The organism is Veillonella sp. (assembly GCF_018364065.1).
Taxonomy (GTDB): Bacteria; Bacillota; Negativicutes; order Veillonellales; family Veillonellaceae; genus Veillonella_A.
The window spans coordinates 142,163-154,728 of record NZ_JAGZMO010000004.1 but is presented as its reverse complement, the minus strand read 5'-3'; the positions used below and the strand labels follow the sequence as shown (position 1 = coordinate 154,728).

10 protein-coding genes are annotated in these 12,566 nt (G+C 45.7%); all 10 read right to left on the bottom strand.

Annotated elements, in window-relative coordinates:
- Positions 1 to 6: 6 nt before the first annotated feature.
- The 10 genes from KHZ77_RS05610 to KHZ77_RS05565 all read right to left on the bottom strand — a co-directional run bounded on the left by KHZ77_RS05610 (position 7) and on the right by KHZ77_RS05565 (position 12,517).
- Entirely contained in the window at positions 7 to 2,079 is a 2,073-nt protein-coding gene (locus tag KHZ77_RS05610) for a TonB-dependent receptor (protein WP_295196517.1), read from the bottom strand.
- 472 nt (positions 2,080 to 2,551) lie between these two features.
- A complete protein-coding gene (locus KHZ77_RS05605) occupies positions 2,552 to 4,474 on the bottom strand; it encodes a TonB-dependent receptor (protein ID WP_295196515.1) in 1,923 nt (640 codons plus the stop codon).
- A 548-nt stretch (positions 4,475 to 5,022) separates the two neighbouring features.
- Positions 5,023 to 5,538 (bottom strand): flavodoxin family protein, encoded by a 516-nt coding sequence (locus KHZ77_RS05600; protein WP_295196513.1) that lies wholly within the window; start codon positions 5,536 to 5,538, stop codon positions 5,023 to 5,025.
- A 156-nt stretch (positions 5,539 to 5,694) separates the two neighbouring features.
- Positions 5,695 to 6,486: an ABC transporter ATP-binding protein gene (locus KHZ77_RS05595; RefSeq protein WP_295196511.1), complete on the bottom strand. Its 792-nt coding sequence runs from the start codon at positions 6,484 to 6,486 to the stop codon at positions 5,695 to 5,697.
- Positions 6,483 to 7,433, bottom strand: a complete 951-nt coding sequence (locus KHZ77_RS05590; protein ID WP_295196923.1) for an iron ABC transporter permease — start codon at positions 7,431 to 7,433, stop codon at positions 6,483 to 6,485. The genes KHZ77_RS05595 and KHZ77_RS05590 overlap by 4 nt, the downstream gene beginning before the upstream one ends.
- Positions 7,434 to 7,500: 67 nt before the next feature.
- Positions 7,501 to 8,475 (bottom strand): ABC transporter substrate-binding protein, encoded by a 975-nt coding sequence (locus tag KHZ77_RS05585; RefSeq protein WP_295196509.1) that lies wholly within the window; start codon positions 8,473 to 8,475, stop codon positions 7,501 to 7,503.
- 145 nt (positions 8,476 to 8,620) lie between these two features.
- Positions 8,621 to 10,279 carry a heme anaerobic degradation radical SAM methyltransferase ChuW/HutW gene (gene hutW / locus KHZ77_RS05580; protein WP_295196507.1) on the bottom strand — a complete coding sequence of 553 codons (1,659 nt, stop codon included), beginning with the start codon at positions 10,277 to 10,279 and terminating at the stop codon, positions 8,621 to 8,623.
- Positions 10,280 to 10,375: 96 nt separating this feature from the next.
- Positions 10,376 to 10,777 carry a biopolymer transporter ExbD gene (locus KHZ77_RS05575; RefSeq protein WP_295196505.1) on the bottom strand — a complete coding sequence of 134 codons (402 nt, stop codon included), beginning with the start codon at positions 10,775 to 10,777 and terminating at the stop codon, positions 10,376 to 10,378.
- 3 nt (positions 10,778 to 10,780) lie between these two features.
- Positions 10,781 to 11,398 (bottom strand): MotA/TolQ/ExbB proton channel family protein, encoded by a 618-nt coding sequence (locus KHZ77_RS05570; RefSeq protein ID WP_295196503.1) that lies wholly within the window; start codon positions 11,396 to 11,398, stop codon positions 10,781 to 10,783.
- Positions 11,399 to 11,557: 159 nt separating this feature from the next.
- Positions 11,558 to 12,517, bottom strand: a complete 960-nt coding sequence (locus KHZ77_RS05565; RefSeq protein WP_295196501.1) for an AraC family transcriptional regulator — start codon at positions 12,515 to 12,517, stop codon at positions 11,558 to 11,560.
- Positions 12,518 to 12,566 lie beyond the last annotated feature (49 nt).

Sequence of the window (12,566 nt, the reverse complement as noted above, 5' to 3'; positions counted from 1 at the left end):
TTGAGCCTAGAATTTCATCTCAGCTCCTACTCTCCATACTCGTCCGTACATGTTCAATTCTTCCACGTCTTTGTCGAGAATGTTGTTAACGGCCACGAAGGCTGACAGGTTTTCGTTAAAGTTACGGGTGATGGCCGCATTGAGTGTGTTGAAGGAATACAGGTTATAATCTGTGCTGCTGCGGCCGCTTGCGTTATACGCATAGTCATGAGTAAAACTGTTCCAGAGAACGGCTGTGTAACCGGTCGGCTGTTTGTCATCGTAAGCAAGCTGAATGGTGGTAATGGATTTAGCGCGGTTCAGCAATCGAGTATTCGTGGTTTTATCCATAGCATCGATGTAATTGTACGTAGCTTTTAAGCTTAAACGGTCGCTCAAATTATGTCCCAAGGTCAATTCAACGCCGTTGATCTGCGCTTTGTTCACGTTCACATATTGCGCGTGGTATACGCCGGTAAGCATATCTCGCCACTGGTTGTAATTGATGAGATTTGAAACTTTATTATTGTAATAGGTAATTTTCCCAAATGATTTACCTCGCTCCCCTTCCAGCGAAATATCAAAGTTCGTGGTTTTTTCCGGTTCCAAATCAGGATTCCCCACTACATTTACCATGATTGGCCCCGGGCTGTGCCACATATTCATATACAGTTCGGAAACGGTTGGCGCCTTATAGCCTTTGCCATAATTCGCTTTGAAACGAAGGCTATCTGTAATGCTGTAGTTTAAGCCGATATGAGGCGACACATTGGAGCCGAAGGAGCTGTTGTGCTCATAACGAATGGACGGCTGCAACATGAGCTTATCTGTTACCTGCCATGTATCTTCTAAAAAGCCCGCGTAGGAATTAACTGTATGTGCTTCCTGTTTCTTCACTCCGTTCGCATCGGCTTGACCTCCCAAACGTGTGCCGGCGTAATACACCTTGCGATACTCCCCGCCGAAGGTCAGCGTATGATCTTCATTCACATACATAGTGTTTTGCGCGTCGGTCACCCATGTGTAATATTTGGCACGGTCGTAATCGGAGCTCGGATACATGCGCTCCATCATAGTTTGTGCTACCTTGCTGAAACGGCCCAAGAAAGAAAAATCCACATTGTTTCTCATGTCATAATCTTTTCTCAGCTGATTGTAATAAGTGCGGACCTGATAATCGTTTTTCTCTGTAGAGCCCGTATACGTGGCACTCAAGCCGTAACCCGTATTATCATAGTGCTCCACCTTGTCTTTTTGCTGGTCATACACCATGCCTCGATTAATGCCCTGCACATCAGCTAATTCCGTACGTAGTTTTTCTTTAAAATAATTAGCGTCCAAGCGCAATTTATTTTTATTTTCGTTTTCAAAATCATACGTAGCCGTAATGTCGAAATTCTGACGATTGCCGAACATATAACGGTTGTATCCTTCACTGCCCACTTTCGTAGCAGATGCTTCCGTTTTCGTGTAAATATTATTCGGTCTTACTTTTGTAAACTGTGCGCCTGCAGACACGTTCCAACGCCCCTGTTTACCTGAATCATAACGATAGTAATTATTCTGCTGTTTCGTCCCCGTATTCACACCAACGGTCACGCCCTCTTTGTCAGGCAGTTTCGTAATAATGTTAATTACACCGCCCATCGCATCAGAGCCGTACAACGAACTGGTGGCACCGCGTACGATTTCCACACGTTCCACCGTATCAAGGCTCATACGGCCAAGGGTATACACATTGGCTGTACTGTCCGTATCTTCGCCGGCAATGCGTTTCCCGTCCACTAAAATCAGTGTATGCTTCGTATCCATGCCGCGGAGCATAACCTGATTTCCGGTCATGGCAGATTCAGCCAAGCTCACGTTGTCTGCCAGCTGCAACGCCGACACAAGGTCCGTAGCCCCCATCTGTTTCATGTCTTCCGCTGTAATAACTTCTACAGCCTGCGGCGCGGCCTTCACCGTTTCCTCCGTTTTCGATGCTGTTACCAACACCACATCCGTCGATAAATCTGCCGCCTGCACGCCATATATCGGCGCCAACAGCACCGCCAATGTCATGGCACGTAACACTAAATCTTTTCTTTTTAAATCTCTCATTCTTGTTTACCTCTTATACAACACCAATACTCGCACGTACAAACGTTTAAATCACAAAGAACAAAGTAACTGTTCGCCCTCATAACTGCTTAGGTCCTCGAACATATAAATTCATTTCACACACACCTGTTCAAGGCCTCGATTGGCTATAAACCGCGTCTACACAAAGGCTTATAAAAAACAGTGATAAACTATGCTCTATGCAAAGAAGGACCTATCACTATCCCTTCATCTTAAGTATCTAAAAAAAGTGATTCGGGCAGAACCATAGCGTTTCTTAGACTGCTTAGTCCTACCCGAATAACGAACATCATAAAGATTCTACTTAGAATCTAATGTAAACTTTTTATTTTATATCATTTCAAGTGGGAGACTTCAAACCACATGCCCAAAACATAGCATTGGAAGTGGACAACTTCAAACTACACGCCCACGACACGTCCATGATAAAGGCTGTAATGAGTTTCACTGATTAGAATTTCATTTCTGCCCCAACACGCCATACGCGTCCGAACATGTACAGATCATCAATTTCTTTATCAAAGATAATTTCCACCGCCGCAAAAACTGACAAGTCTTTATTGACGCGTTTCGTAGCCGACACATTGAGAGTATTGAAGCTATAATACTTGCTGTTAAAGTAATAATCATCAGTAAAGGAATCCCAAAGCGTAATATTATAGCCGTTTGTCTCTTTATTGTCGTAAGAAAGCTGAGCTGTACTGATGGAGCGTGGGCGGTTAGCCAAGCGGCTGCCATCGCTTTCATCGATACCGTTAATGTAATTATGTGTCAATTTGAAGGTTAAACGGTCACTGAAGTTGTATCCCAAAGTGCTTTCCACACCTTTAATACGCGCTTCATCGATGTTTACATACTTCATAGTGAGGAAGCCGCTAATATACCCCACTACCGTATAGTCAATCAAGTTCTTAACGCGATTGTCGTAGTAAGTCACTTTTGCGAACATGTTGCCCTTTTCACCTTCCAAGGACACATCAAAGTTTCTGGATTTTTCAGGTTCCAGATTTTCGTTACCTAAGATGCGGTACGAGAATGTGCCCACAGTATGGCTGAAGTTCATGTACAAATCGGAAATACTTGGGGCTCGGTAGCCTAATCCGTAGTTGGCTTTCACACGGAAATGATCGGTGAAGTTATAGGTAGTACCCAACTTCGGAGACACATTGGAACCGAACTGGTCATTGTGTTCAAAACGCACAGCCGGCTGTAAAATCCATTTATCATTGACTTGCCATGTATCTTCCACAAAAGCCGCTACAGAATCTACTTCATGAGCCGCCTCATCTTCTAAACGTGTACCTTCGTAATAGTTTTTGCGATATTCACCACCGAATGTAAGGGTATGATCATCATTCACATACATAGTGTCATGAGCTTCCACGACGAAGTTGTAATACTTGCCGTCTTCGTTCAACGCTGATGAAGCCGGGCGATACTCGCGATTTAAACGGTCATAGTACGTACGAATTTCATACTCGTTTCTGTCCGTTTTACCGCTGTACGCCATGCTTAAATCGTAGCCGTCCTGATTATAGCGGGCAATGGAAGACTTGTTGCTACTCGAAGTCTGCATGTTAGAAGTCCAATAAGACGCATCAAAACGAAGTTCATTGTTGTTAGCATTTTCGAAATCATAAGTGGTGCTCACATTATAGAATTGCTTCGTACCGTATAAGCTCGGCTGATTATATACATTGCCGGACGACGAAGAGCTGCTGAGTACGTTGATTTCGCGTACTTTTGTAAATCGCGCATCCGCCGTAGCAGTCCAACGGCCCTGTTTACCGGTGGAATAGCTGTACCAGTTCGTCATTTCATGATTCCCTGTGCTCACACCAACGGAGCCGCCTTCTTCCGCATTTTTCTTCGTAATAATGTTAATAACACCGCCCATAGCGTCAGATCCATACAACGCACTGGCTGCACCGCGCACGATTTCCACGCGTTCCACATTGCTCAAGTTAATGCGGCTCAATACATAAATATTGGCTGTCTGCGCCGTATCTTCGCCGGACATACGTTTTCCGTCCACTAAAATCAGTGTGTGACGGGAGTCCATGCCCCGAAGCATAACCTGATTTCCCGTGCCGCTCTGCGTGGCACCGGACAAGCTTAAGTTATCTGCCAACTGTAAACCGGTCACTAAATTATCGGCGCCCAGTTTTTTCATATCCTCCGCCGTAATTACTTCAACGGCCTGCGGTGCCGCTTTAATTGTTTCTTTCGTTTTTGAAGCGGTTACCACAACGGTGTCAATATGACTCACTGTGCTGTCTGAGTCACTTACAGAATCGGCGGCCCACACCGGCGACGCCATAGCCGACAAAATTAAACCGGTTAAAATTAAATGCTTTTTTGATACTCCGTTCATACCTGAATCTCCTATAAATTATTTATGCGCTTTTAAAATATCCCTAAACACTAAGCTCCATAAGTAATTGTAAGTGACGGTATCCCCTTAAATTTCCATTACTTACCCACACGGCAACCATAACTCCCTCTCTGCATCACCTCCAACAACAATCACATATATGATTTAATATTTACTTTTCTGAATAGAACTTTTCTATATGCCCTTAACTCACGTAACTAAAGCCGCTTTCACAAATAGCACTTACTACACTTCACAAAAATCTATGCATAAAAAATGACATAATAAAAGGACCTGATTCGCCACACAGCGCATGTAAGTGAACAGTTGCAACAGTTGTAACGACTGCCACTGCTTACTGCGCCTGTGCTCCCAAGAAAATTGCGAATAGGTCCTTACCTATTATGTCAGATTAATACATTTTAAAATTTATATAAAAATTTAAACTCATATAAAAGCGTATTCCAAGTTAAACGCTGATACTAACTTAGAAACTTTCACTAATTTAAAAGCATATACAATATATAAGCTTTTACTAAATTAAAAACTTACCCTAATTTAGCCAACACGTCTTTGGCAAATTCTTTAGCCTTAGCCAAGTCGTTCGCGTCCGGATGGGATGCAGCCTGTTTATGGCGTTCTTCACGTTCCGCACTGCGGCCATGAGGATGTCCGTCAGGGAAGATTTTAAACATCATTTCAATTACTTTAGGGTCTACTTTGCCCTGACACATGAATGTGCCTACCGGTGTTTGGCCTTCAGGAAGTAATTGTGTAGCTGCCACCATAGTTTCTTTCGCATGTGGCATCATAGGTGGCACGCCCAATGTGGCGAACAAGGCCACTTTTTCCGCATCAATGCATTTAAGTACCGCTTGCGCCTCTTTATTGGCATTGCCCTGATCAGCCCAGAAGCCCATAAACACAACATCATAGTCCTTCAAATTCTCCGGCGCTTCTTTTACCGTTACAATAGGGGTACCTTCCGGTAACACCGAATGAATTGCTTCCGCCACTTGTTTTGTGTTCCCCGTACGGGACGAATAAATAACAATACTCTTCATCGTAGAGCTCCTTTCAAACAATTACTATAAACTAAATCACCGATTTACAGGCTTAATCTAGAGGCTTTACAGCTTCAATCTTGAGGTTTTACAATTTCAAGCTTGAAGTTTTACAGTTTCAATCTTGAGTTTTTTCAGTCTTAAGTTTTTTCAACCTCAATCTTGACTGTACGGTATGCAGATCGTGTGTTCTTCTTCGCCGATGCGAACCTTGTTGAACATCATATTCACTTCGTATAGATTGCTCAGCACGTCTTCATTGAAAATATCAGTCACCGGTCCGTCCGCCATAATCTGACCTTTTTTCACAGCAATCAGTCGATGACTGAAATGGGCCGCATGATTCAAGTCGTGAAGTACCATGATGACTGTAATACCGCGCGTTTTATGAAGCTTCACAACCAGCTTCATAAGTTCCAGCTGATATCGCACGTCTAAAAATGTGGTCGGCTCATCGAGCATCAAAATCTTCGGCTCCTGCGCAATCGCCATAGCCAGCCAGGCCCGTTGACGCTCGCCGCCGGACAAATCTTTCAACGGTCTGTGTTGTAAATCTTCAAGGCCCGTTTCTGTAATCGCATCATCCACCGCTTTTACATCAGCCTCCGTCAAAGTGCTGAACGCATTTTGATAAGGCAGCCGTCCGCAAAGTACTAAATCTCGTACAGTCATGTCCTGCGGTGCCTGGGCCGATTGGGGCAACATGGAAATAATCCGTGCCACTTCCTTGGCCCCTCGCTGTTGAATGTCTTTGCCGTTCAACATAACCACGCCGCCTACAGGCTCCAGTAGTCGTCCCAGCGTTTTCAACACGGTCGACTTACCTGAACCGTTAGGCCCGATAATACTCACAATCTCCGGCTTGTGAAACGTAAGGTTAATATTCTTCCCTACAACGCGCTCCCTGTACCCGATAGAGCCGTTCGTCATTTCTAAAATTCCTGTCATGCTCGGCTCCTCCGTTTCAATAAATACAAAAAGAATGGAGCTCCCAGGAAGGATAAGAATATGCCTACCGGGATTTCCATAGGGCTGAATATGGTCCGTGCGAAGGTGTCAGCACCTACTAAAAGGGCGGCACCGAACACGGCTGACGCAGGCAATAAGAACGCAAAGTCCGAGCCTACGACGAGACGCATAATATGAGGCACAATGAGGCCAACGAAGCCTAAGAGTCCGGCTACACTGGCTGACGATGCCGCTAAAACGGCTGCCAACAGGATTAAAATAAAACGTGTTTGTTTTAAATTAATCCCCAAAGATAAGGCCACTTCATCACCCATTTGGAGCGCGTTAAGTTTGCGGTAATTCCAAAGTGTTCCCACTAAACCGATTATGCTGTAAGGCAAAACAATCCATACATAGGACCAGCGAGCCCCGGCAAAACCGCCGGCCAGCCAGTTTACGGCTCCTTGAATGCGGTCAGGGAACGCTACCCACAAAGCGGTCGTTCCACCGCCGAAAAAGGCGGCTACCGCCACGCCGGCTAAAATGAGACGCAACGGATTGATGCCTCTGTCCCAGGCCAGTAAAAATACGATAGCCAAAGCGGTCAAGGCTCCTACAAAGGCCGCCAACGGCACCCAGAAAATCAAGGTTGGCGCTAAAATCATAATCGCCATAGCCGATACCCCGGCACCGGCCGTAACGCCGATAATGCCCGGATCGGCCAGCGGATTATGAAGTACGCCCTGCAAAATGCAGCCTGCTAAAGCTAAATTCATACCCACTAAGGCAGCCGTTATTACACGAGGTATACGTAAGTAATACACGATTTGCTCCGTATCGGCCGCCCCCTGTCCGGTAAACATGGCCATTAGATCCTGCATGCTGATAGGCACTGCGCCATATAAAATGCCTGCCCATACAGCCACGAGTAATAAAAGCCCGGCCATTAGAAAGGCTGCTTTTCGCCGACCATAACGCGCATCGGCGTACTGATTATTTTTAATTTGTCTATCTTCATTGAGGCGCATTATACGACGGCTCCTTTCCATACAAATCCTTATACATAATGCTCAAAGCTTCATTGATTCGCGTGCCCGGATTGGCTGCGAACAAGCCGCCCGATAAGTAATAAATGCGTCCTTGTTGCACCGCACTTACCTGCTGCCACGCTGAATTTTCCTGCATATCACGCTTAAACGTTTCAATGCTGTCAGGCTTTTTTGTCATGGAAATGAAGAAGATAACCTCCGGATCCGTCTTAATAATGTACTCCAAACTGAGCGGCACGTATTCGCCTGTAAGCGAACTGTCCCGGTCTGCAATATTGTCGCCTCCCAAAATCTGAAGAAGATTGCCTCCAAACGATTTTGTAGTGGCCATACTGAAGCTGCCGGGTGCGCCGAAAATAATCAAAGTACGCGGTCCCTGCTCGGCTCTTGCGAGCCTTACAATTTCATTATAGCCCTTCAACGCTTCTTCTGATGTTGCCTCGGCTACATCTTCATGATTTGTGAGGGTACCAAAAAAACGAAGCTCCTTAATCATATCGTCATAGGTGTTCAAATCATTTATATACAGCGGTATGCCCGCCTGGCTCAGCATGTCCCGCAGATTCGTGTTAAACGGCACGTTCAGGCCGATAACCAAATCCGGCTGCAATCCGATAATGGCCTCCACATTGGGACTGTGAATTGTCCCGATGGATGGCACATCGGCGGTAGCCTTGATCAACTCCGGGGACAGATACGACGAGCGCGGCTTCCCTACTACAGTACCGCCTACCGCATAATACATGTCCAAATTCGCTGAATTTAAAATGACAACCCGCTTCGGATGTAAGGGCATAGTAACCTGCGTTCCCGTGGCATCAACCACGGTGCGCGTCATAACTGATGGCTCCTGATTTACAGAAAAACCTGAAAGCCATATAGCTAAAACGAGCAAACTGCCCACAACCAATGTTACAGGAATCATTAAATATTTCTTCAAGCCATCACCTCACTTACCACCTTAATTCACTGCCTTTACTTACTTTACTTACTTTACTTACCTTACTATATTACGCTAATTCATTTTGTGACTGAACGTAACTTGTATTAGCATCGTTGTTTATTTAATCTTTCCGCTTTCCATCTTATTGCTTGGGAATTCCTGCCGGATGCCCTTTAATAGGACCTGTCGGATGAGCACCTATGTCGTGCTTAGGAATTCCATGAGGATGCCCAGCTGCGCCCTCTTTCGAAATACCTGCCGGGTGGCCTTTAGGTACACCGCCGGGATGTGCGGCTCCATGCTTTGGAACGCCCGCAGGATGACCGCCTCCATGTTTCGGAACGCCAGCCGGATGACTGCCTCCATGTTTAGGCACTCCCGCCGGATGTCCTCCGCCGTTCCCTTTGTTTTGAGCGGCGATTTTTTCTTTTAGCATTACGGTCTCGCCGGTCAAAATGTATTGTGCCATTTCAATGGTTGTCTGTGTCAAATTCACATGCCAGAATTCACCGGCCAAGGTCAACTGGTACATGACACCATTATGTCTGCATAAACCGCGGTCACACCACAAGTCAAAGAGCCAAGCCAAGTCGCCCAGACGTTCGTCGTAAGCAATGAGCGGACGCAAATCAAAATGGCAATGTTCCAACTGATCCACAATGATGTTCACCATTTCCTGCAGCGGTGACTGTTTCATGAGAACCATAAACGGCTTCTGCCCCGCTTCCACCATCGCTTCGTACGGACGAAGGGAACGATGCAACATGGTCATATATCCGTTTACATTGCCCCCGGCACCACAGCCGAACGGGAACATCGGATAACCTCGCTTCGCCATCATATTGTATAAACTCCGTTCACGAGTGGAACGGCTCCAATGAGCCGCACTTAAACGTCGGAAGTTATGAGTATCAACGAACTCACGAGCCAAGGCAAACATTTGCGCCTGTTCCTGCGTAGTCGCTGCCGGCGAAATTATCCCCTTCTGAATCTGGCTGTTTAAATCGCTATTTTCAAATACATTCAGCTGGTATAAATCCATGCCGTCAATAGGCGCAGTTTCCAGCATTTGTAAATCTTCCAACCACTTCTCCGGCGTCTGATCCGGCAAGCCGTAAATCAAATCCACCACCAAGGAGCACTGATTGTATTCTTTGATCGCTTGCAAGCGTTTTAAAATTGTCTCCTGATCATCCAGTCGTCCCATTTGACGGCGAATGTCCGTATGAAATGACTGCACGCCCAAGGACATGCGGTTTACACCATTGGCAAACCACGCTTCCATTTTCTCCGGCACCACATCATTGATTCGTCCTTCCAAGGTAAGCTCATAGTCATTAGCCAACGGAAGGCATTTTTTAATCGTTTTAAGCAAACGGCTCACATTATGTGCCGACAAAGATGTAGGCGTACCGCCGCCGATGAAGACTGTCTGTATTAATCCGTTTTTAAGGCGAGGATGGTCCGCATCACGTTCCATTTCCTCAATCAATAAGTCTACGTAGCGGTCTTCCGCGCTCTGATTGGCCGCATTTTGGAAAAAACCGCAATATAGGCACTTAGTCTGACAAAACGGAATGTGTATATACGCCGATTGAAGTTGCCCTTTTACAGGCTCCTCGGCCATGACGCTCTCCCAAGTGGACTGCGCTGATTCAGGACTTAACGGGCGTCCGTTCAGTCCCGCATGTACGACACGCTTCGCATCAAACGCCTCCACTAAAGGATTATTTGTGTGGCGTCCAAATTGTATAATCCGCTCTTCTTCGGACATACTCGCAAATAATTCTTCAAGTTTCATTATAAATCGGGTCCTTTCAAAAGCTTTTACATACTATATGAGTAATTATGTTTCTACTGATTGGTTGGGCCTGCTAATTAGATGCAATGATTACAACTACTGATTAGTTGCACCTATGGAAAATTTCTTGATGCCCGCACTGCGCACCATGTCCATAATGGCCACGACCTGGCCGTGCGGTGCCTGTGTGTCCGCCTGTAAAATAACTGCTAATGAGGGATTTTCGGCCGCTTTGGACGTTAATATCTGTTTAGCCGTCTCCGCCGTAAATGATTGTGAGTCTATCACAATATGTCCCGCTCTGTCTAAGGTTATTATAACAGGAACTTGCTTCTGTGTCTGTGCTGTCTGCGCTGCAGGAAGCTGCACATCCAGCGATTTTTGAACCACCGTCTGAATGCTGTTCATCATAAAGAATACGAGTAAAAAGAAGATAATATCGATCATCGGAATAATCATAAACACAGGTTTCTGCTTCATTCCCAAGTTTTTAAACATCTCTTAATCCCACTCCTTCTTCAAGTTATTCACTACCATGAGGCAGGTCTTTTCAGAATTAACCATAAAATGATCCAACTTGTGGTTGTAGAAGGTGTACACCGCGAAGGCGATAATGGCCACGCACAGGCCGCTGGCCGTCGCAATGAGTGCTTCCCCGATGCCGCCGGTTACTGCTGAAGCACCGCCGCCCGCATCAAGCACGCCGAACGTGCCGATCATACCGGTAACCGTTCCAAGGAGCCCCAACAGAGGCGCCACGGTAACAATAGCACTCAAATAATCAAGATACTGTTTGAACGACGACATTTCCATGGTCATCTGCTCCATAAAGCCGTCTTTTACGTGCCGCTCCGACTTCGTGTTTCGCAAGCCCGCCTGAATTACACGACTTAGCGCCATCGGATAATCGCGGCACAATTCATCTACCGTATCCCAGTCATTTCCCTTAATACTGTGGTATACGCCGTGCACGAAAACGCGTATCCCCTGCGTATTATGTTTGAAATAATACCATCGTTCAATTGCAATGGTTACCGTAATAATAGACAAAAGTAACAGCGGGTACATCACCAGGCCGCCGCTCACAAATAAATGGCCTACATAGGCAACTGCTTCCATTGTATATTACCTCCTTGCAGGGGAACCAATCCATTTAATCCCTGCACATCAAATGATAACAAATTTCATTTTTACATAACTACCCCAAACGGGTACTCAGGCTCCATTAAGACATTCATTTTTACTCCATACGAGCCTTTTACTACAGCACATCTGCACTTAGCACTTATGTCGCAAGCGATACTCTCTCGGATTGCAACCCATAATTTGTCTGAAAGCGCCGGAAAACTTACTGCCGTTTTCGTAGCCCCAGCGGTTTGCAATGGTTAAAATCGTATCATTCGATTCCTTCAATTCTCGCGCCGCTTCGCGCATACGACTGCGCTTAACATACTGATATAACGTAATGCCGTACACGCCCTTGAAACAACGCTTCAACGTGGTCATGGACATGCGGTACCGTTCAGCCAGCTCTTCAATGGTATAGTGATTGCTTAAATCCGACACCAATAAGTCGTGAATTTCTTTTACTGTTTCCACCTGGGCGCGGTCAAAATAATCACGCTCACGGTTATCCGCACCGCTCAATGTGCCCAAAAGGACGAATATTTCGACGCATTTTAATCGTAAATATACTTCCGGTAAAACCGGCGGTACATTATATAAATCTAAAAATAAGTCTTTCAATCGTCCCAAGTCTTTGATGAGTCCAAATTCGTGGGTTTGACAAAAGCGATTGCAAATAGCCTGTAAATCGATTTTACCGTCCCCTACGAAATCATTGATGGCCTCCTGTGCTTTCGGCAAATGAACAGCCAGCGACACGCCCTTGTAATAGCCGCTTGGGAAATAGGATGAGTGACGGTAGGAATTGCTCTTTTTCCAACCGATTGAAACATCCCCCTGATTCATATATAAACATTTTCCATTTTCGAAAGAACATTCAATACGTCCGTCCTGGCAAAAATGAATCTCAAAAAGGCCTTCCAGCGGTCTGGCGTTATGCGTAATGCGATCCATAACCACATCATTGTATACCAGCTCTATGCCGTCAAATACACTGTGGCTGATCATGCGAGCCCGCCCCGCTTCACTGTTCCGCTCATATACTTTGTGCGTCGGCAACACCTCTAACAGGCGTGTTCCCGTATCCTGCACTTTATCTCTAATCAATTCCATCGGTTCCATCCCTTATATGCCTCCAATAAAAAAAGACCCTTCTGCACGT

Coding starts and splice junctions, on each gene's coding strand:
- KHZ77_RS05610 (WP_295196517.1), bottom strand. CDS start 2,079: ATGAGAGATTTAAAAAGAAAAGATTTAGTGTTACGTGCCATGACATTG.
- KHZ77_RS05605 (WP_295196515.1), bottom strand. CDS start 4,474: ATGAACGGAGTATCAAAAAAGCATTTAATTTTAACCGGTTTAATTTTG.
- KHZ77_RS05600 (WP_295196513.1), bottom strand. CDS start 5,538: ATGAAGAGTATTGTTATTTATTCGTCCCGTACGGGGAACACAAAACAA.
- KHZ77_RS05595 (WP_295196511.1), bottom strand. CDS start 6,486: ATGACAGGAATTTTAGAAATGACGAACGGCTCTATCGGGTACAGGGAG.
- KHZ77_RS05590 (WP_295196923.1), bottom strand. CDS start 7,433: ATGGCCGGGCTTTTATTACTCGTGGCTGTATGGGCAGGCATTTTATAT.
- hutW (WP_295196507.1), bottom strand. CDS start 10,279: ATGAAACTTGAAGAATTATTTGCGAGTATGTCCGAAGAAGAGCGGATT.
- KHZ77_RS05575 (WP_295196505.1), bottom strand. CDS start 10,777: ATGTTTAAAAACTTGGGAATGAAGCAGAAACCTGTGTTTATGATTATT.
- KHZ77_RS05570 (WP_295196503.1), bottom strand. CDS start 11,398: ATGGAAGCAGTTGCCTATGTAGGCCATTTATTTGTGAGCGGCGGCCTG.
- KHZ77_RS05565 (WP_295196501.1), bottom strand. CDS start 12,517: ATGGAATTGATTAGAGATAAAGTGCAGGATACGGGAACACGCCTGTTA.